This window comes from Propioniciclava soli (genome assembly GCF_014858005.1).
In the GTDB taxonomy this organism is placed as follows: Bacteria; Actinomycetota; Actinomycetes; order Propionibacteriales; family Propionibacteriaceae; genus Propioniciclava; species Propioniciclava soli.
On the sequence record NZ_JACYOT010000004.1, the window covers coordinates 94,248 to 112,693 of the forward strand.

At 71.3% G+C, this 18,446-nt stretch carries 17 protein-coding genes; 12 read left to right on the plus strand and 5 right to left on the minus strand.

Annotated features, from left to right (window positions below):
- Nucleotides 1-8 precede the first annotated feature (8 nt).
- From IFY26_RS03255 to IFY26_RS03270, 4 genes are all read right to left on the minus strand, one after another.
- Nucleotides 9-464 (minus strand): septum formation family protein, encoded by a 456-nt coding sequence (locus IFY26_RS03255; protein ID WP_232547562.1) that lies wholly within the window; start codon nt 462-464, stop codon nt 9-11.
- Between the two features lie 63 nt (nt 465-527).
- The gene (gene valS, locus IFY26_RS03260; RefSeq protein WP_232547563.1) at nt 528-3,131 is read right to left on the minus strand and encodes a valine--tRNA ligase; all 2,604 of its coding nucleotides are present in this window, start codon (nt 3,129-3,131) and stop codon (nt 528-530) included.
- Between the two features lie 162 nt (nt 3,132-3,293).
- A complete protein-coding gene (locus tag IFY26_RS03265; RefSeq protein WP_232547564.1) occupies nt 3,294-4,061 on the minus strand; it encodes a DsbA family protein in 768 nt (255 codons plus the stop codon).
- A 30-nt stretch (nt 4,062-4,091) separates the two neighbouring features.
- Complete coding sequence (locus tag IFY26_RS03270) at nt 4,092-4,652, minus strand: MauE/DoxX family redox-associated membrane protein (RefSeq protein WP_232547565.1); 561 nt, start codon at nt 4,650-4,652, stop codon at nt 4,092-4,094.
- Between the two features lie 82 nt (nt 4,653-4,734).
- On the opposite strand from IFY26_RS03270, the gene IFY26_RS03275 reads away from it, so the two are divergent.
- Genes IFY26_RS03275 through mnhG form a run of 10 tightly spaced genes read left to right on the plus strand, consistent with a single transcriptional unit; the run spans nt 4,735 to nt 14,270 of the window.
- Complete coding sequence (locus IFY26_RS03275) at nt 4,735-6,153, plus strand: bifunctional folylpolyglutamate synthase/dihydrofolate synthase (RefSeq protein ID WP_232547566.1); 1,419 nt, start codon at nt 4,735-4,737, stop codon at nt 6,151-6,153.
- Nucleotides 6,141-6,482 (plus strand): DUF4233 domain-containing protein, encoded by a 342-nt coding sequence (locus IFY26_RS03280; RefSeq protein WP_232547567.1) that lies wholly within the window; start codon nt 6,141-6,143, stop codon nt 6,480-6,482. Before IFY26_RS03275 ends, IFY26_RS03280 begins: the two co-directional genes overlap by 13 nt.
- A gap of 9 nt (nt 6,483-6,491) precedes the next feature.
- A complete protein-coding gene (gene ndk, locus IFY26_RS03285) occupies nt 6,492-6,908 on the plus strand; it encodes a nucleoside-diphosphate kinase (protein ID WP_232547568.1) in 417 nt (138 codons plus the stop codon).
- On the plus strand, nt 6,908-7,966 hold the full coding sequence (locus IFY26_RS03290; RefSeq protein ID WP_232547569.1) for a CPBP family intramembrane glutamic endopeptidase: 1,059 nt from the start codon (nt 6,908-6,910) through the stop codon (nt 7,964-7,966). Before ndk ends, IFY26_RS03290 begins: the two co-directional genes overlap by 1 nt.
- A gap of 45 nt (nt 7,967-8,011) precedes the next feature.
- Nucleotides 8,012-10,933 carry a Na+/H+ antiporter subunit A gene (locus tag IFY26_RS03295; protein ID WP_232547570.1) on the plus strand — a complete coding sequence of 974 codons (2,922 nt, stop codon included), beginning with the start codon at nt 8,012-8,014 and terminating at the stop codon, nt 10,931-10,933.
- A complete protein-coding gene (locus tag IFY26_RS03300; RefSeq protein WP_232547571.1) occupies nt 10,930-11,358 on the plus strand; it encodes a Na(+)/H(+) antiporter subunit C in 429 nt (142 codons plus the stop codon). The genes IFY26_RS03295 and IFY26_RS03300 overlap by 4 nt, the downstream gene beginning before the upstream one ends.
- Nucleotides 11,359-11,372: 14 nt before the next feature.
- On the plus strand, nt 11,373-12,899 hold the full coding sequence (locus IFY26_RS03305; RefSeq protein ID WP_232547572.1) for a Na+/H+ antiporter subunit D: 1,527 nt from the start codon (nt 11,373-11,375) through the stop codon (nt 12,897-12,899).
- A complete protein-coding gene (locus tag IFY26_RS03310; RefSeq protein WP_232547573.1) occupies nt 12,896-13,528 on the plus strand; it encodes a Na+/H+ antiporter subunit E in 633 nt (210 codons plus the stop codon). Before IFY26_RS03305 ends, IFY26_RS03310 begins: the two co-directional genes overlap by 4 nt.
- Complete coding sequence (locus IFY26_RS03315) at nt 13,525-13,887, plus strand: MrpF/PhaF family protein (protein ID WP_232547574.1); 363 nt, start codon at nt 13,525-13,527, stop codon at nt 13,885-13,887. Before IFY26_RS03310 ends, IFY26_RS03315 begins: the two co-directional genes overlap by 4 nt.
- The gene (gene mnhG, locus IFY26_RS03320) at nt 13,884-14,270 is read left to right on the plus strand and encodes a monovalent cation/H(+) antiporter subunit G (RefSeq protein ID WP_232547575.1); all 387 of its coding nucleotides are present in this window, start codon (nt 13,884-13,886) and stop codon (nt 14,268-14,270) included. Before IFY26_RS03315 ends, mnhG begins: the two co-directional genes overlap by 4 nt.
- A 63-nt stretch (nt 14,271-14,333) precedes the next feature.
- Here mnhG and IFY26_RS03325 read toward each other — a convergent pair whose 3' ends face one another.
- Complete coding sequence (locus IFY26_RS03325; RefSeq protein ID WP_232547576.1) at nt 14,334-14,990, minus strand: HAD family hydrolase; 657 nt, start codon at nt 14,988-14,990, stop codon at nt 14,334-14,336.
- A 52-nt stretch (nt 14,991-15,042) separates the two neighbouring features.
- Here IFY26_RS03325 and IFY26_RS03330 point away from each other — a divergent pair, with 52 nt between their 5' ends.
- Together IFY26_RS03330 and IFY26_RS03335 are read left to right on the plus strand one after the other, a co-directional pair.
- Nucleotides 15,043-17,004, plus strand: a complete 1,962-nt coding sequence (locus IFY26_RS03330) for a TIGR03960 family B12-binding radical SAM protein (RefSeq protein WP_232547577.1) — start codon at nt 15,043-15,045, stop codon at nt 17,002-17,004.
- Between the two features lie 74 nt (nt 17,005-17,078).
- Complete coding sequence (locus IFY26_RS03335) at nt 17,079-18,299, plus strand: multidrug effflux MFS transporter (protein WP_232547578.1); 1,221 nt, start codon at nt 17,079-17,081, stop codon at nt 18,297-18,299.
- Nucleotides 18,300-18,446 lie beyond the last annotated feature (147 nt).

Consider the following 18,446-nt stretch of genomic DNA (forward strand, 5'->3'; position numbering starts at 1 on the left):
GGTGCCGCCTACTCGGCGGCGTCGGCGAGCGAGCCCGTGACGCCGCCGTCGGAGAGCCCCACCAGGCACGTGATCGTGCGGTCGTTGAGGAGCGTCCAGGTCTCCTCCGTGGGGTAGAGGTAGAAGGCCTCATAACGCGACGCCTCGTAGGGCAGGCCGATGAAGCCCTCGAACTCGCCCATGCAGAACGTGGTGGCGGCCTCGTCCACCTCGGCGGCGCCGGGGAACTCCTCGTCCACCCCGAACACCTTTTCGGCGTAGGCCTCCCAGGCATGCGGGCCCGCGCAGTCAACCGTGGGAATGTCGGAGACCTCGGTCTCCGCGGTGCTCACGTCGGGCAGGTCGGTGCACTCACCGACGGCGATGCTGGGAGTCATGGCCTGCTGCGCTTGCTGCAGCAGCGAGCAGCCGCTTGCGAGGGCAGCAACGAGGGTGGCGCAGGCCACCGTGGAGAGCGCACGCATCGGCAAGGGTCCTTTCCCGGTCAGGCTCGACACGCGCGACCGCCGTGTCTCGACGCAGGGAGCCTAGCCCTGCGTCGCCACCTCCGCAGCCACCGACACCGCATCGCCGTCGGAATTCCACACGATGCCGCTCTCGATGCGTCCCACCGCCCGCAGGTCTCCCTCCGCGGTGCGCAGCTGCGCCACGGCGGCCTCGGGGCCGCTGATCGTGACTGCCTTCAGTGGGGTCTTCATGGAGACCTTGGCGTTCGACTTCGCCCCCCGAATGCCGATCAGCGTCGCCGAGACGGCGTCCAGCAGGGCGGGGTCGCCACCCTCGGGCAGCTCGCCCGTGGTCGGCCACGATGCGTGGTGCACCGAGCCCTCCTGCCACCACGACCACACCTCCTCGGTCACGAACGGCATGAACGGGGCGAACAGGCGCAACTGCACGCTCAGCGCGAGGGCCAGCGCCGCCCGGGCGGAGGCGCCGGCGTCCGCCCCCTGCGCACCGTAGGCACGCTCCTTGACCAGCTCGAGGTAGTCGTCGCAGAAGGTCCAGAAGAACTTCTCCGCCACTTCGAGGGCACTCGTGTAGTCGTACGCCTCGAACGCGCGGGTCGCCTCGGCCACGACGCGGCGCAGGGACGCCAGCATCGCGCGATCGACCGGTGCCGTGATGGCCGCCGCCCCCTCGGCGGCGGCGTCCGCCCCCTCCGGGGCGTCCGCCATGCCGAGGACGAACTTGCTGGCGTTCAGGATCTTCATGGCCAGGCGACGCCCGACCTTCATCTGGGTCTCGTCGAACGGCGAGTCCATGCCGGGCCGCGCCATCGCCGCACGCCAGCGGACGGCGTCCGCCCCGAACTTCTCGAGGATCTCCGTGGGCACCACCACGTTGCCCTTGGACTTGCTCATCTTCTTGCGGTCCGGGTCGACCACGAACCCCGAGATCGTCGCCCGGGCCCACGGCAGCGTGTCGCTCTCCAGGTGCGCGCGCACGACCCGGCTGAACAGCCAGGTGCGGATGATGTCGTGCGCCTGGGGGGCCACGTCCATGGGGAACGTCAGGTTCCACAGCTCCTCGTCGCGCTCCCACCCGCAGGCGATCTGCGGCGTGAGCGAGCTGGTGGCCCACGTGTCCATCACGTCCGGGTCGCCGATGAAGCCGCCGGGCACCCCACGCTGGCGCTCGTCGTAACCGGGCGCGGGCTCGGACGCCGGATCCACCGGCAGGCTCGCCTCGTCGGCCACGATCGGACGCGTCGTGTCCGGCTCACCGTCGGCGTCCAGGGGGTACCAGACCGGGAACGGCACGCCGAAGAATCGCTGGCGGCTGATCAGCCAGTCGCCGTTGAGGCCGTTGACCCAGTTGCTGTAGCGGTGCCGCATGTGCTCCGGCACCCAGGCCAGCTCCTCGCCGCGGCGCAGCAGCGCGGCGCGCAGGTCGGCGTCCCGGCCGCCATTGGTGAGGTACCACTGGCGGGTCGACACGATCTCGAGGGGCTTGTCGCCCTTCTCGTAGTAGTTCGTCATGCGGGTGGTGGGCTTGGGCTCACCGTCGAGGTCGCCCGATTCGCGCAGCAGCTCCACCATCGTCTCGCGGGCGCTGAACGTCGTCTTGCCGGCGAGCTGTGCGTACGGCTCGGCGTTCACCAGCCACTCCGGGGTCTCGCGCTGGAGGCGTCCGTCGCGCTGCAGCACCACGCGGGTGGGCAGGTTCAGCTCGCGCCACCACTGCACGTCGGTGAGGTCGCCGAAGGTGCAGCACATGACGATGCCCGAGCCCTTCTCCTTCTCGGCAAGGGCGTGCGGCAGCACCGGGATCTCGACGCCGAACACCGGGGAGGTGACGGTGGTGCCGAACAGGGGGGCGTAGCGCTCGTCGTCGGGGTGCGCGATGAGGGCGCACACGGACGCGATGAGCTCGGGCCGGGTCGTCTCGATGTGGACGGGAGCCCCGTCCGCGGTGTGGAACGCGACCCGGTGGTAGTGGCCCGGGTACTCGCGGGCCTCGAGCTCGGCCTGGGCCACCGCGGTCTGGAACGTCACGTCCCACATCGTCGGCGCCTCGGAGAGGTACGCCTCACCGCGGGCGTGGTTGCGCAGGAACGCGCGCTGCGCCACGCGCTGGCTCTCCTCGGAGATCGTCGCGTACAGCGTGTCCCAATCCACCGAGAGGCCGAGGTGGCGCCACAGGTCCTCGAAGACCTGTTCGTCGACGGCCGTCAGCTCGTGGCAGAGCTCGATGAAGTTGCGGCGGCTCACCGGCACCTGACGCTTGGGGTCGGGCTTGGCCGGCGGCGTGAAGTCGGGGTCGTACGGCACCGACGGGTCACACCGGACGCCGTAGAAGTTCTGCACCCGGCGCTCCGTGGGCAGCCCGTTGTCGTCCCACCCCATCGGGTAGAACACGTGCTTGCCCTGCATGCGCTGGTAGCGCGCCACCAGGTCGGTGTGGGTGTAGCTGAACACGTGGCCCACGTGCAGCGATCCCGACACGGTCGGCGGCGGGGTGTCGATGCTGAACACCTGGTCGCGGCGCTCGGGGCGCACGAAGGCGTACGTGCCCTGGTCGCGCCACCGCTGCGCCCACGTCTGCTCCAGCCCCTCCAGGGCGGGGCGCTCGGGTACGCGCTGGCCGGTCGGGCTCGGCGCGGACACGGGCGTGGTGGGCTGTGCAGTCATGCGTCCGATTTTACGGGGGCGCCGCCCCCACCGTCACATCGCTCCCGTGCTGGGGCGGCCGCCGGGATGGCATTTGGACCCGAGGAAATGGCGCCATGGCGCCATTTTCTCGGGTCCAAATGCACATTCAGCCGGGCAGGCAATCAGCCGGGCAGCCGGGGCTCAGGCGTTGGCGAGCAGGAACGCGCGCAGGCCCTCGGGCGAGGGATCGCTGAGCTGGCGGAGGTCGACGATCGTGCCGTTGACGGCGATGGTCGGCGTGCCGGTCACGTTGTCGCTGTACGCGGACCGCTCGACGTTGGTGACGAACTCGCTGGTGGCGTCGTTGTCGTAACAGGCCTGGAACTGCGTGAGCGCGTCGCCGGTGATGCCCACCTGGGCGGGAATGGTGTCGCGCAGCAGGGTGTCGGAGTACCCCTCCGACCCCCGGACCTCCTGCGCCTCCTGGTTGCCGTACACCGTCATGCTGTACTGCGGGTAGGTTTCCGGCGCCACCACCGCCGAGCAGGCGGCACCCACTGCGGCGCGGGTGGACGCCGTGTTCTGGAGGTTGTTGTCCATGAACGTCATGGTCTTGTTCTCCAGCGTCCAGGTGCCGGCGTTGGCCTCGGTGAGCAGCGTGTCACCGTAGGTCTCCTCGAACACCCGGCAGTTGGGGCACTGGTAGTCGAGGTAGACGGTCACGGTAGGGGCGTCGGCGGGCGCCGGCGTGCTGTTCAACACGATGGAGTCGGCCGAACCCTCCGGAGCCATCTGCCCCACCCGGTTGCCGCTCATGTTCTGCACGAGGACGAAGATCAGCACTCCGACCAGCACGAGCGCCACCGCGGCGGCGGAGAGGCCGATGATGCGGTTGGTCTTCTTCTGGCGCTCGGCGGCCTCCTGCTGGCGGCGCAGCTGCTCGCGACGGTTGGACGTGGACGTGGCCATCGGTGGTTCTCCTGGTGGGTCGGGGGCCGGTCAGGCGGTGGTCAGGGGATCGGTGGGGCGGGCGTCCGCCGTGTCGGGGTCGAGCGCGGCGTCGCTCCCGGCCGGGGGGAGCCGCAGGTTGTCGACGGCGAACCGGGTGCGGGGAAACAGTGCGAGCCAGACGCCGCAGGCCAGCAGCCCGACGTCGCGGGCGATCTCCCAGGGGTAGGCGGCCCGCGCCGCCTCGGGGGAGATCTCGCCGCCGCCGCCGAAACAGCCGCAGTCGAGCGACAGCCCGCGGGCCCACGCGCTCGCGATGGCGATGATGAACGCCACCATCACGAGCCCGCCAAGGATGCCGGCGACGCGCGTGTAGGTGCCGGTGAGCAGGAGCAGCCCGAGGGCCACCTCGACGAACGGCAGTGCCGTGCCCACGACGGGCACGAGGTCGTAGGGGAGCAGGCGATACGCCATGACGGCATTGACGGACTCGCCCAGCGCGGGCAGCTTCAACGCGCCGGCCACGAGCAGGACGCCGCCCAGCAGCAGGCGGGCCGCCAGGCCCACCCACCCCTGCCAGGATCGCGGGGCGAGGGTCGTCGGCGTGGTCACCCCACCACGATACAGCGCCGCCCGGACGCCCCACCGCCCGCTCCGGGCCGGCCGTCGCGCGGGCACTACGCTGGGGCGCACCATGAGCACCCACACCGACATCGTCGCCGCCCTGCAGGCGCGCTGGCCCGAGCACCGGATCGGCCGCAGCCTGGAGCGCATCAGGGCCCTGACCGAGCTGTTGGGGGAGCCCCAGCGCAGCTTCCCGGTCATCCAGATCACCGGCACCAACGGCAAGGGCTCCACCGCGCTCATGGTCGAGGGCTTGCTGCGCGCGCTCGGCCTGCGGGTCGGACGCCTCAGCTCGCCCCACCTCGTCGACGTCACCGAGCGCATCGCCATCGACGGCCAGCCCATCGACGCCGACGCGTTCGATGCGCTCGTCGCCGACGTGCTGCCGCTGGTCGAGATGGTCGACGCCCGGGAGATCGACGGCATTGCCATGACCTTCTTCGAGGTGATGACCGGGCTCGCCTACGAGGCGTTCGCCCAGGCGCCGGTGGACGTCGCCGTCGTCGAGGTGGGCCTCGGCGGCTCGTGGGACGCCACCTCGGTCGCGGACGCCCAGGTGGCCGTGATCTGCCCCGTCGACGTCGACCACAGCCACCTCCTCGGTGACACCCCGGCCGAGATTGCGCAGGAGAAGGCCGGCATCATCAAGCCCGGCGGCATCGCGGTCTCCGCCGACCAGCGCCCTGACGTGGCCGCCGTGCTCACCGCCCGGGCCGCGGAGGTCGGCGTCCGGCTGCTGGCCGAGGGACGCGACTTCGCCCTGCTCGAGCGCACCGCCGCCGTCGGTGGTCAGGTGCTCCGCATCGATGCCGCGGACGGCCCGGTGGGCGATCTCTTCCTGCCGCTGTTCGGCGCGCACATGGCCGCCAACGCGGCGCTGGCGGTGGCGGCCGTCGAGGCGTTCCTCGGTGGCCGCGCCCTTGCGCCCGACGTGTTGGCGGAGGGGCTGGCGTCCGTCAGCGCCCCGGCCCGGCTGGAGGTCGTGCGGCGCAGCCCCACCGTGGTGCTCGACACGGCGCACAACCCCCACGGTGTCGCGGCGACGCTGGACGCCGTGCAGGAGGCCTTCGGCTTCGCGCCGCTGGTCGCCGTCATGGGGGTGATGGCCGACAAGGACGCCGAGGGCATGCTGGCCCTGCTCGAGGAGCACGCCCAGACGATCGTCTGCACCCAGGCGTCCTCGACGAGCCGCGGGCTCTCCGCCGACGACCTCGCGGAGCTGGCGGCAGAGCGGTTCGGCGCCGATCGCGTCCACACCCGCGCCGCGCTGCCGGACGCCCTGGAGCTCGCGGTCTCGCTGGCCGACGAGGCCGGGGCGGGGGCCGGCGTCCTCATCCTCGGGTCGGTGATCGTGGCCGGGGAGGCCCGGGCGATGCTCGTCACCGAGCGCCCGTCCGTCGACGCCGGCGACGACGGTGACGACGGTGACCCAGCCGATGACGACGAGGACGACGAGCGCGATGGGGAGGATGTCGCGTGGGGCCGCTGAGCGAACAGAACCCCATGCGGCGTGCCCTGGCCGCCAACCTCGTGTTCGAGGCGGTCGTGTACGCGCTGGCGATCGCCGGGATGATCCAGGTGGACGCCGTCCCGGTGGGCCTCGCGCTCTCCCTGGGAGGCGTCGCCGCCGCGTTGGCGCTCGTCGCGGCCGGAACCCTGCGACGGCCGTGGGGCTGGTGGCTGGGCTGGTTCGTGCAGGCCCTCGGCATCGCGCTCGGCCTGCTGACCCCCTGGATGTACGCCGTCGGCGCGCTGTTCGCCGGGCTGCACGTGCTGATGGCGGTGCTCGGCAGGCGCATCGACGCCGCGCGCCGCTAGATTGGCGCCATGACCGAACGCACGCTCGTCCTGCTCAAGCCCGACGCTGTGTCCCGCGGCCTCGCCGGCACGATCCTCGCCCGCTACGAGGCGAAGGGGCTCGCGCTCGCCGCGCTCGAGCTGCGCACGGTGGACGAGGCCTTCTCCGACCGTCACTACGCCGAACACGTCGACCGGCCGTTCTATCCGGCCCTGCGGGAGTTCATCACCTCGGGCCCGCTCGTCGCGCTCGTGCTGGAGGGGGAGCGGGCCATCGAGGCCGTCCGATCGCTCAACGGGGCCACCGATGGCATTGCCGCCGCCCCCGGCACCATCCGCGGCGACTTCTCCGCCTCGAACCGGCTCAACCTCGTGCATGCCTCGGACTCGGCCGAGTCGGCGAACCGTGAGATCGACCTCTGGTTCCCCGAGCTCGGGCAGGTGTGATGACGGCGCTCGACCCGGCGCAGCTGCCCCCGGCGGCGCGGCCGACACTCCCGGTGGAGCCGACCGACTACCTTCGCTTCTTCCGCGCGCCACGGTTCCGCTGGTGGAAGTCGGCGCTGGCCATCGTGGCGGTCGCCCTCGTGTGGTTCTTCGTGAGCGCAGTCGTGAGCTTCGTCGGCATCGCCTCCGATGGATTCGACTCGGTTAACGCCGACACCGGCGCGGTGCGCGTCGGCCCCGGCATCTTCCTCGCCAACAATCTGGGCCTGGCGGCGAGCATCCCCATCGTGATGCTGCTGACGTGGGCGATCGTCGGGCAGCGGCCCGGCTGGTTGTCCTCCGTGGCCGGCGGCTTCCGGTGGAGCTGGTTTGCGCGGTGCGCCCTGGTCGCGCTGCCGCTGTGGGCGGTGCTGACCGCGGTCGGGTTCGTGCTGGGTGACCCGGTGGAACTCACGTGGCGCGACACCACGGTCTTCATGATCCTGGTCGTACTGCTCACCACGCCGTTGCAGTCGGCGGGGGAGGAGTACCTCGTGCGCGGCTTCCTCGGCCGCGCCGTCGGCTCGTGGTTCGCGCACCCCTGGGTGGCCTTCGGGGTGTCGACCGTCGTGACCGCGTCGGTCTTCACCGCCCTCCATGCCGCAGCCGATCCGTGGCTGAACGCCTACTACGTCGTCTTCGCCGTCGTGGCGTCCTGGCTGGTGCTGCGCACGGGTGGGCTCGAGGCGTCCGTCGCCATCCACATCGTCAACAACATGACGGGCATGGTGACGCTGCCGTTCAGCGACTTCTCCGAAATGTTCGACCGCGGTGTCGGCACCGGGGACGCGAGCCTGCTGATCAACATGGGCGTCCTGGTGGTGGCCGCCGCCGTGATCGACTGGTGGGCGCGGCGACGCGGTGTGGTGCGCGCCTCGGCGCCCGGCCGCGAGCAGCTGGCGGCGGTCCGGGCCGCCCTGGCGGGCCGCGGCTGGGCACCAGGGCCGCCCCCGCCCGGTCAGCAGCTTCCCCGGCCAGCCCAGCCGCCCGGCCCGCACCAGCCGCCCGCCGCTTGGTAGGCTGGGGCCGCTTCCCCCGCTGATGACCGCAGGAAGGGTCCGCCTGTGCTGCTGTGCCTCGTCGCCGCCCACTTCGTGGTCGCGTCGCTGGCCACGCTCGGCAGCCGCGTCGCCGGGCGGAACGCCTTCGCCATAGCGGCGCTCGTGCCCGCCGCCACCTTCGTGTGGGCCTTGACGCTGGGCCCGTCGCTGCTGGCCGGCGGCACGTACGTCGAGGTGCTTCCCTGGATCCCGACGCTCAAGGTGGCCCTGGCCTTCCACATCGGCATCGTCCAGTGGCTCATGACCCTGGTGGTGAGCGGCATCGGCACCCTGATCCTGCTCTACTGCCGCTGGTACTTCTCCTCCGTGCCGGCGCGGACGCTGGGCCTCCTCGTGGCGTTCGCAGGCGCGATGCTCGGACTGGTGACGGCGGACGACCTCGTCGTGCTGTACGTGTTCTGGGAGCTGACCACCGTCTTCTCCTACCTGCTGATCGGGCACGACTCCTCCCGCCGCGCCAACCGCGCCGCGGCGATGACGGCGCTCATCGTCACGACGGCGGGTGGCCTGGCCATGCTCATCGGCATCGTGACCCTGGGCCTGGCGACGGGCACCTTCCGGCTGCAGGCGATCATCGCCGCCGTCCCGTCCGGAGCGGCCGTCACCGCGGGCGCCCTGCTGATGCTCGTGGGCGCGCTGAGCAAGTCGGCGATGGCGCCCTTCCACTTCTGGCTCCCGGGGGCGATGGCCGCCCCGACGCCGGTCTCGGCCTACCTCCACGCGGCCACGATGGTCAAGGCCGGCGTCTACCTGGTCGCCGTGCTCGCTCCGGCGTTTGCCGGCGTCGTCGGGTGGCGCGAGGCCGTGACGGTGCTCGGCGCGATCACGATGATCCTCGGTGGCTGGCGGGCCCTGCGGCAGAACGACCTCAAGCTGCTGCTCGCCTACGGCACCGTGAGCCAGCTCGGCTTCATCACGCTGCTGGCCGGGCTGGGCACGAAGGCCGCGGCGCTCGCGGGCGTGGCCATGCTGGTGGCCCACGCGCTGTTCAAGGCCACCTTGTTCCTCACGGTGGGCGTGATCGATCACGCCACCGGTACGCGCGACCTCACCAAGCTCTCGGGGCTCGGACGCCAGCTGCCTGTCCTCGCCGTGGTCGCCGGTCTCGCGGCGGCGTCCATGGCGGGTTTGCCGCCCCTGTTCGGCTTCGTGGCCAAGGAGAGCGCGCTGTATGCGCTGACCCGCCTCGTCGGGGGTGACGGCATTGGCATCCCGCCCGCGGTGGCGGTGCTGCTCATTGCGGCCATCGTCGCGGGTTCCGCGCTCACCATGGCGTACTCGCTGCGGTTCTGGTGGGGCGCGTTCGCCGACAAGCCCCGCAAGGAGCCCACCGCCATCGGTCACGCTCCGGAGATCGGGTTCCTCGCGTCGCCGGTGCTGCTTGGCGTGGCGAGCCTCGCCTTCGGATTCCTCGGGCCGACGCTGACCTCGGTGCTGTGGGGGTATGTCGACTCGGTGCCGACCGGCGGCGAGCCGCACGAGCTCGGGCTCTGGCACGGCTTCACCGTGCCGCTGGGGCTGTCGGCCACCGCGCTGCTCGGCGGCTACGTCCTGTTCCACTTCCGTGCCAGCGTGGCGCGGGTCCAGGCCACCTTCCCCCGGCTGACGGCCGCCGATGAGATGTACCGCCGCCTGATGCGGATGGTGGACTCGCTGGCGGTCGAGACGACCGCCCGCGTCCAGCGTGGTTCGCTGGCCTCCACGCTCTCCATGATCCTCACAGTCTTCGTGATCGGTGTGGCCGGCTCGCTGCTGTTCCTGCCGGCCTGGCCGCAGGTGCGCGCCTGGGACTCCCTGGCCCAGCTCGCCGTCGGCGTGGTCACCAGCATCGCCGCCATCAACCTGATGTGGGTGCGCGGCCGCATCCGCGCCATCCTCACCGCCGGCGCCACCGGCCTGGGCACGTCGCTGTTGTTCCTGTTCCACGGCGCGCCCGACCTGGCGCTCACCCAGGTGCTGGTCGAGACCGCGAGCGTGCTGATCTTCCTGTTGGTGCTGCGCAGCCTGCCGAAGTTCTTCACCGACCGCCCCCTGCAGTCCTCGCGCTGGTGGCGTCTCCTCCTGGCCGCGAGCGTCGGTGGGTCGGTGACGGCGTCGATCCTCGTCGCGGCGTCGTCGCGCACCCACGAGCCGGCCTCCGCGGGGCTGGAGACGCTGGCCTACGAGTTCGGCTACGGCCGCAACGTCGTCAACGTGATCCTCGTCGACACCCGGGTGTGGGACACGATGGGCGAACTGACCGTCCTGGTCGTCGCGGCCACGGGCGTCGCGTCGCTCATCTTCCTCCGCTCGCGCGTGACCGGGCGGCGTCACGCCGTCCGCCGCCGTGTGGAGCAGAACGAGGGTGCGTGGCTGCGCGGGAGCAACGACCTCAACCCGGCCTCGCGCTCGCTGATCTTCGAGGTGACGACGCGCCTGCTGTTCGGCGCGATGATGCTCTTCTCCCTCTATCTTCTCATCGCCGGCCACAACCTGCCCGGGGGTGGTTTCGCGGGGGGCCTGGTCGCGGGCCTGGCGCTGATCGTCCGCTACCTCGCCGCCGGGGCGGCCGAGCTCGAGGAGGCCGCGCCCGTCGACGCCGGCCGGCTGATGGGCGTCGGCCTGGTGGTCTCGATCGCGACGGCCCTGGCGCCGGCGGCGTTCGGCGGCCGCATCTTCCAGAGCTACGACGTGCACCTGACCATCGGCGCCCTGGAGGCCGTGCCGACGCCGTGGGGGCCGGTCAACCTGTTCGGTGACCTCCACCTGGTGACGTCGACGGCCTTCGACATCGGCGTCTACCTCATCGTCGTCGGCATGGTGCTGGACGTCGTCCGCAGCCTCGGGGCGGGCATCGACCAGCAGCGCGCCGAGGAACGCTCGCCGCTGCCGCGTCCCGATTCGACCACCGCCGTCCCCGCCTCGGCGAGGAGGCCCGTCCGATGACGCCCAGCCTCACCCTCGCCGTCACCGCCGGTGTGCTCGTCGCCGCCGGTGTCTACCTGCTCACGGAGCGATCGCTCACCCGGATTCTGATGGGCGTGCTGGTCATGAGCAACGGCGTGAACCTGCTGTTCCTCGTGGCCATGGGGCCGGCCGGCAACCCGGCCATCATCGGTGCCTTCGACGGCGCGACCATGTCCGACCCCCTGCCGCAGGCGATGGTGCTCACCGCGATCGTCATCACGATGGCCGTCTCCGCGTTCGTCATCACCATGGCGTACCGCAGCTTCCAGCTCAACGGCAACGACGAGGTGTCCGACGACATCGAGGACGCGCGCATTCGGGCCCTCGCCGAACGTGACGACGTGTCGGACTCCTACGAGGACGCCACGTTCTCCGACACCGGCGAGGACGTGGTCAGCGAATGAACAACCTGCTCACCATGCCGGTCCTCCTCCCGATCCTGGGGGCGGGACTGACCCTGCTGCTCGGGCGTCGGCCGCGAGCGCAGCGTTTCGTGTCGGTGTTCGTCCTGTTCCTCGTCGTGGTCGTCGCGGCGGTGCTCGCCGTGCAGGCCCACACCGACGGCGTCCAGCACCTGTGGGTGGGCGCCTGGCCGACGGGGTACGGCATCGCCCTGGTGGGCGACCGCCTGGCGGCGATCATGCTGACCGTGGCGTCGGTGATCACGCTGGCCGTCCTGGTCTATTCCACCGGGCAGGACGAGCAGGAACTGAAGCACGAGACCCCCATCTCGATCTTCCACCCGACGTTCCTGGTGATGTGCGCCGGGGTCTCGGCCGCCTTCCTCGCCGGCGACCTGTTCAACCTGTTCGTCGGCTTCGAGGTGCTGCTGTTCGCGTCCTACGTGTTGCTGACGATGGGCGGCACCGGGCCGCGCATGCGCGCGGGGGCGACCTATGTGGTGGTCAACCTGCTCAGCGCCAGCCTGTTCCTCACCGCGATCGCCACGGTCTATGCCGCGACCGGCACCGTCAACCTCGCCGAGCTGGCGGTGCGCCTGCCCGAGCTCGACACCCACACCCAGGCGATCATCCAGGTGATGCTGCTGGTGGTGTTCGGGCTGAAGGCCGCCGTGTTCCCCATGTCGGCGTGGCTGCCCGACTCCTACCCCACGGCTCCGGCGCCCGTCACGGCCGTGTTCGCCGGCCTGCTGACGAAGGTCGGCGTCTACGCGATGCTCCGCACGCAGACCCTGCTGTTCCCGCACCGCCCCCTCACCGAGTTGTTGCTGTGGGTCGCGCTGTTCACCATGCTCGTCGGCATCCTGGGCGCGATCGCCCAGTCCGAACTCAAACGGTTGCTGTCGTTCACCCTCGTGAGCCACATCGGCTACATGGTGATGGGCATCGCGCTGGCCACCCAGACCGGCCTCGCCGGGGCCATCTTCTACACCGCGCACCACATCACCATCCAGGCCACGCTCTTCCTGGTGGCCGGCCTGGTGCAGCGCGTGGGGGGCAGCAACTCCCTCGACAAGCTCAGCGGCCTGGCGCAGATGTCACCGCTGCTGGCCGTGCTGTTCATCGTGCCCGCGATGAACCTGGCCGGCATCCCGCCGTTCTCCGGGTTCATCGGCAAGCTCGGGTTGCTGAACGCCGGCGTGGGGGTCGGGACGCCGCTGGCGTGGGCGCTGGTCGTGGCGTCGGTGGTCACGAGCCTGCTCACGCTGTACGCCGTCGCCAAGGTCTGGAACCGCGCCTTCTGGGGCACCCCCATCCTGCCCTCGGGCCGCACCCCCGGGGCCGACGACGACGACGATGACGAGGACCCGGCCACGGATCGCGCGCTGCCGCCCGCCCAGGTGGGCGCCACCTGCCTGCTGATCGGCCTGAGCCTCGTGCTGACCGTCGGCGCGGGTCCGCTGTACGAGTACACGTCCCAGGCCGCCACGTCGCTGCGCGACGGCAACTACGCCGCGGTCGTTCTGCAGGAGGTCGACCGATGAGCGCTCGACGCGCCCCCCGGGCAGCGGGCACCCGCCCGGTCTCACGGTTCCGGATCCAGTGGCGCCAGATCTCGGTGCTGACCGTCTTCTGGATGATCCTCGTCGGCGACGTCAACCTTGTCTCCGTCGTCGGAGGGGCGTTGCTCGCCTGGCTCGTCACCATCACCTTCCCGCTGCCGCCGGTCAACTACGGCGGGCGGCTCCACCCCTGGGACGCCCTCAAGCTCGCCGTCGCGACCCTCACCGACCTCGCCGTCGCGTCGTTCGCCCTCGCCCGGTTCGCCTTCGGGCGCCGCAAGCCGCGGACCGGCATCGTCCGCGTCCAGCTGCGCTCGGACTCCGACTTCTACCAGGTGATCACGGCCGTCCTGGTGTCGATCGTGCCCGGCACGGTGGTGTTGGATGCCCGGCAACGGACGCGCACGCTCTACCTGCACGTGTTCGACACCCCGGACGGCGACCACCTGGCCCACGCCGTGCCGGACACCCTGGGCATCGAGCGTCGCGTGGTGATGGCCCTGGGCAACGAGGCCGAGCGCGCGCAGGTCGCAGCCCTCAGCGACACCGAACAACGGGCCCACGACGGTGCATCCACCTCGGCGCTGTCGACGGAGGGGGAGGAGTGGTGATCGACCAGATTTTGATCGGCGTGGCCGGTCTCATGCTGGCCGTCGCGGCCGTGTTCGCGCTCGTCCGGCTGGCCAAAGGGCCGACCTCGCTCGACCGGGGCGTCGCGTCGGACGTGCTGCTGGTCATCCTCGCCGTCGCCGCGGCGGGCTACGCCCTGTGGGCCGACACGCCCATGGCGCTCGTGGTGAGTCTGGCCCTGTCGCTGCTCGGGTTCACCAGTGCCGTGGGCCTGGCTCGCCTCATCACCGCCACCACGGCGCAGGAGCGCCGCTTCCGCGAGGCCGAGGCGCGCGCGTATGCGGCCCGGGCGCAGCGCGAGGGTCGGGAGCAGCGCGAGCAGCCGGAGGAGGAACGATGACCGAGGTGCTCGACATCATTGGGGCCCTGCTGCTGGTGATCGGGGCGTTCTTCTGCCTCGCTGCGGCCGTCGGCATCGTCCGCTTCCCCGACGTCCTGACCCGCATGCACGCCGCGACCAAGCCGCAGGTGTTCGGCCTGATGGTGGCGCTCATCGGCGTCGCGATCTCGTTGCGGACGTGGCACAGCTTCGCGTTGTGCCTGCTGGTCATCGCCCTCCAGGTGTCCACCGCGCCCACGGCCGGCCACATGGTCGGCCGCACGGCCTACCGCACGGGGCAGTGGGACGACGAGCACGCCGAGATCGATGAGCTCGCCATCGACCTCGAACAGGCCGGCTTCACCCACCGGCCCGATGACCCGGACCCGCGGCAACCCGGCTGACCCCGGCACGGAGGCCGCCCCCGGGGCGCGGTGCCGGCGGGGCCCAGCTCAGGTCGGCCCAGCTCAGGACGGACCGAGCAGGGCGGAGCGCAGCTCGTCGGCCGTGGTGCAGGTGATCAGCGGCTTGGCGTCGGCGATGGCGTCCGGGGTACCGGCGCCCCAGGTGACGGCCACCCCGGCCATGCCCGCATTGCGCGCGGCCAGCATGTCGACGGCGGCATCCCCGACGTAGACGGAGTCCTCGGGCCGCGCGCCCAGGGCGTCCAGTGCGGCCAACAGCGGCTTGGGGCTGGGCTTGTGCTCGTCGACGCTGTCGTGGTGCACCAGCACGGGCACGATGTCGTCCAGCCCCACCAGCTGCAGCGCGCGCTGGGCCGGCTCCGCCCGCTTGGACGTGGCCACGCCGATGCGGACGCCGGCGGCCACCAGGTCGCGCACCAGCTGGTTGACGCCGGGGTACTGGGCGACGAGCCGCTCGGTGTTGGCCTCGTTCCAGGACGTGTAGGCCGCGAAGATCTCGTCAGCCTTCTCGGGGCTGGCCTGGCGCATGGCCCCGATCAGCGACTGCCCGATCCACGACCGGATCTCCGCCTCGTCCCACTCATGGCCCAGCACGGTGGTGAAGGCATGCTGGTAGGAGGCGACGATGAGGGCGATGGTGTCGACGAGGGTGCCGTCGAGGTCGAAGATGACGTGGGGCCAACGGGGCGTGGAACTCATGCCCCCACCCTAGCGAGCGCGCGTGTCGGCGACCCCTACCATGGGAGGTCCTATGACTGCCACGAAGCCACCCACCCCGCACCCGGCGGCGACCTCGGTCCCCTCGCTCTTCGGTGCGCTCGAACCCCTGCTCGCGCGCGTCAGCAAGCCCATCCAGTACGTCGGCGGGGAGGTCAACTCCGTCACGAAGGAGTGGGACGCCTGCGCCGTCCGCTGGTGCCTCATGTACCCCGACGCCTATGAGGTGGGTCAGCCCAACCAGGGCGTGGCGATCCTCTACGAGGTGCTGAACGAGCAGGACGGGGTGCTCGCCGAGCGCAGCTACGCCGTGTGGCCGGACCTGGCCGCGCTGATGCGCGAGCACGGGGTGCCGCAGTTCACCCTGGACTCCCACCGCCCCGTGCGGGCGTTCGACGTGCTCGGGGTGAGTTTCGCCACCGAGCTGGGGTACACCAACCTGCTCGAGGCGATCGACCTGGCGGGCATCGCCCTGCACGCGGCCGACCGGGGCGACGACGAGCCGCTCGTCATCGCCGGCGGTCACGCCGCCTTCAACCCCGAGCCCATCGCCGATTTCATCGACGCCGCGGTGATCGGGGACGGCGAGCAGGCGTCCCTGCGGGTGTCGGAGCTCATCCGGGCCTGGAAGGACGAGGGTCGGCCGGGCGGGCGTGACGGGCTGCTCGAGCGGCTGGCGTCCGACGGCGTGGCGTACGTGCCCCGCTTCTACGACGTGACCTACCTGCCCGATGGTCGCATCCAGCGCGTGGTGCCGAACCGGGCGGGGGTGCCCTTCAGCATCGCCAAGCACACGCTCATGGACCTCGACGCGTGGCCCTACCCCAAGGCGCCGGTCGTGCCGATCGCCGAAACCGTCCACGAGCGCTACTCCGTGGAGATCTTCCGCGGCTGCACGCGCGGTTGCCGGTTCTGCCAGGCGGGCATGATCACGCGCCCGGTGCGGGAGCGGACCATCGAGACCATCGGCCAGATGGTCGCCGGTGGCCTGGACGCCACGGGGCTGGAGGAGGTGGGGCTGCTGTCGCTCAGCTCCGCCGACCACTCCGAGATCGGCGACGTCACCAAGGAGCTGGCCGACCGCTACGAGGGCACCAACGTCTCGCTCTCCTTGCCCTCGACACGCGTGGACGCCTTCAACATCGACCTCGCGAACGAACTCTCCCGCAACGGACGCCGCTCCGGTCTCACGTTCGCCCCCGAGGGCGGGTCGGAGCGCATGCGGAAGGTCATCAACAAGATGGTCACCGAGGACGACCTGATCGACACCGTGGCCGCCGCGTTCGGCAACGGCTGGCGTCAGGTGAAGCTGTACTTCATGTGCGGCTTGCCCACCGAGACCGACGAGGACGTGCTGGTGATCGCCGACATGGCGGCCCGCGTCATCGAGACCGGACGCCGGGCGGCCGGCTCGCGCGACATCCGGTGCACGGTGAGCATCGGCGGCTTCGTGCCGAAGCCCCACACGCCGTTCCAGTGGGCGGCGCAGGCGTCCGCCGAGACGATCGACCACCGCCTCCTGGCGCTGCGCGACAAGATCCGCGCCGACAAGCGGTACGGCCGCGCCATCGGCATGCGCTACCACGACGGCCGCCCCGGCGTCATCGAGGGTCTGCTCAGCCGTGGCGATCGCCGCGTCGGCGCCGTGATCGAGGCGTGCTGGCGGGCGGGCGGCCGCTTCGACGGGTGGAGTGAGCACTTCGACTACGACCGGTGGGTGGACGCCTGCGCGACCGGGCTTGCCACCACCGGCGTCGACCTGGACTGGTACACCACGCGCGAACGCGAGTACGCCGAGGTGCTGCCGTGGGACCACATCGATTCCGGCCTCGACCGCGACTGGCTGTGGGAGGACTGGCAGGACGCCCTGGACTCCCAGCCCGTCGAGGACTGTCGGTGGACGCCGTGCTACGACTGCGGCGTGTGCCCCCAGCTCGACACGGCCATCCAGATCGGCCCGACGGGCAAGCACCTGCTGCCGATCACCCCGCGCTGAACCGACCCCCGCCTCGCCGTCCGCCGGGGCGACCCGTCGGCCCCGGCCCCCGCGCGGGGCCCTAGGATGCCCGGGTGCCCACCACCACGTCCACCCGCCAGCCGTCGCACGGCATGCTGCTCGTCACCCTGGCCGCGTTGGGAATGGTGGGGCCGTTCTCGATCGACACCATGTTCCCCGCCTTCACCCAGATGGGGGAGTCCCTGGGTGTCGGCTCGGTGGCGCTGCAACAACTCATCAGCGTCTACATGCTCGCGTTCGGCACGATGAGCCTGTTCCACGGCCCCATCTCGGACGCCGTGGGCCGCAAGCCGGTCATCATCGTGGGCGGGTTGCTGTACACGGCGGCGTCCGTGGGCTGTGCGCTCTCGCCCAACCTGGGCCTGCTGCTGGTGTTCCGGGCCCTGCAGGGCGCCAGCGCCGGCGCGGGCCAGATCATCAGCCGCGCCATGGTGAGCGACCTGTTCCCGCGCCCCGTGGCCCAGCGCGTCATGAGCCACATCGCCATGATCTTCGGCCTGGCACCGGCGCTCGCCCCCGTGGTCGGTGGCTGGCTGCTGCTGGCCGGTGACTGGACGGTCATCTTCTGGTTCTTGGCGGTCTTCGGACTGCTGGTCGTCGGGCTCACCGTCCTCGTGCTGCCCGAGTCACACCCGGCCGAGGCCCGATCCCCCCTGCGCGTCGGCCCGCTGTTCTCCGGGCTGGTGGCCGTGTGGCGCGACCCGGCCGGGCGCCGGCTCGCGTTCGCCGGCATGACCAACTTCGCCGGCATGTTCCTCTACATCAGCTCCGCGCCGCTCATCGTCGTCACCCACCTCGGCGGGGGCGAGCAGGACTTCTGGTGGCTGTTCTTCCCGCTCATCGGCGGGCTGGTGTTCGGCTCCTGGGTCGCCGGACGCCTCGCCGGGCGCCTGCCCGGCACGCGCATCGCCACGATCGGCTACCTCGTGTCGCTCGGCGCCGGGTCGGTGAACCTCGTGCTCACGCTGATCCCCGCCACGCAGGGGTTGCCGTGGGCGGTGCTCGTGCTGCCCGTGTACTCCTTCGGCATCGCGCTGGCCTTCCCCATCCTCACCCTGGAGATGCTCGCGCTGTTCCCGAGCCGCCGAGGCGCCGCCAGCTCGGTGCAGTCGTTCGTGCAGCTGATGTCCAACGCCGTCATCGCCGGCGTCCTCGCCCCGTTCGTGGGCATCAGCCTGGCCAGCCTGGCCGCCACGGCGCTCGCGTTCACCGGTGTCGGGTGGGTGCTGTGGCGCCGTCACCTGGCCGTCACCCACGACGCCGCCCCTGCCTGAGGTACCCCCGCCTGAGGTACCCCCGCCCGGGTTGCGACCGGCGCGTCGAGAAGGCGTGCTTGTGCGGTTGTCGACGCGACGGGTGCGGGGGCGATGGCGGCTCACTCGTTCTTCCCACGAACCCAAAGTCGTACTTAAGTAGGAATC

What these genes read in the sequence shown, in the direction of transcription:
- IFY26_RS03255 (WP_232547562.1), bottom strand. Translation starts at nt 464, where the DNA reads ATGCGTGCGCTCTCCACGGTGGCCTGCGCCACCCTCGTTGCTGCCCTC.
- valS (WP_232547563.1), bottom strand. Translation starts at nt 3,131, where the DNA reads ATGACTGCACAGCCCACCACGCCCGTGTCCGCGCCGAGCCCGACCGGC.
- IFY26_RS03265 (WP_232547564.1), bottom strand. Translation starts at nt 4,061, where the DNA reads ATGGCCACGTCCACGTCCAACCGTCGCGAGCAGCTGCGCCGCCAGCAG.
- IFY26_RS03275 (WP_232547566.1), top strand. Translation starts at nt 4,735, where the DNA reads ATGAGCACCCACACCGACATCGTCGCCGCCCTGCAGGCGCGCTGGCCC.
- ndk (WP_232547568.1), top strand. Translation starts at nt 6,492, where the DNA reads ATGACCGAACGCACGCTCGTCCTGCTCAAGCCCGACGCTGTGTCCCGC.
- IFY26_RS03290 (WP_232547569.1), top strand. Translation starts at nt 6,908, where the DNA reads ATGACGGCGCTCGACCCGGCGCAGCTGCCCCCGGCGGCGCGGCCGACA.
- IFY26_RS03300 (WP_232547571.1), top strand. Translation starts at nt 10,930, where the DNA reads ATGACGCCCAGCCTCACCCTCGCCGTCACCGCCGGTGTGCTCGTCGCC.
- IFY26_RS03305 (WP_232547572.1), top strand. Translation starts at nt 11,373, where the DNA reads ATGCCGGTCCTCCTCCCGATCCTGGGGGCGGGACTGACCCTGCTGCTC.
- IFY26_RS03310 (WP_232547573.1), top strand. Translation starts at nt 12,896, where the DNA reads ATGAGCGCTCGACGCGCCCCCCGGGCAGCGGGCACCCGCCCGGTCTCA.
- mnhG (WP_232547575.1), top strand. Translation starts at nt 13,884, where the DNA reads ATGACCGAGGTGCTCGACATCATTGGGGCCCTGCTGCTGGTGATCGGG.
- IFY26_RS03325 (WP_232547576.1), bottom strand. Translation starts at nt 14,990, where the DNA reads ATGAGTTCCACGCCCCGTTGGCCCCACGTCATCTTCGACCTCGACGGC.
- IFY26_RS03330 (WP_232547577.1), top strand. Translation starts at nt 15,043, where the DNA reads ATGACTGCCACGAAGCCACCCACCCCGCACCCGGCGGCGACCTCGGTC.